The sequence below is a fragment of the Yoonia sp. R2-816 genome (genome assembly GCF_046762905.1).
In the GTDB taxonomy this organism is placed as follows: Bacteria; Pseudomonadota; Alphaproteobacteria; order Rhodobacterales; family Rhodobacteraceae; genus Yoonia.
Map to the genome: position 1 here is coordinate 1 of NZ_JBKQXN010000082.1, position 333 is coordinate 333.

Here is a 333-nt window from a genome sequence, read left to right on the forward strand (position 1 = left end):
TATTGCTCAAAATCCCAATCTTGTCACAGAAGATGCTGTCACTTTGATTGATACAGCCACCCTTCTTGCCAACGACAGTGATATCGACGGGGATGCACTCACGGTGACAGCGGTTTCTGCCACGAGTGAGCATGGCGCCACCCTGACGCTGAACACCGGCGGGACGATCAGCTATGATCCCACCGGCGCAGCCGCTGTTCAGGCCCTGGCAGAGGGTCAGACACTGACGGATACCTTCACCTATACCGTCAGTGACGGCCATGGCGGGGAGAGCACCGCAACCGTTTCTGTCGTTGTTCACGGAACCAATGATGCACCTATTGTGGCGATTGC

Annotated in this window: 1 protein-coding gene; it reads left to right on the forward strand. The window is 56.2% G+C overall.

From position 1 onward, the window contains the following. Positions 1-43 precede the first annotated feature (43 nt). Positions 44-333 (forward strand): Ig-like domain-containing protein (locus ACFWW2_RS01505; protein ID WP_393925594.1); only part of this gene is annotated, 290 nt, incomplete at its 3' end.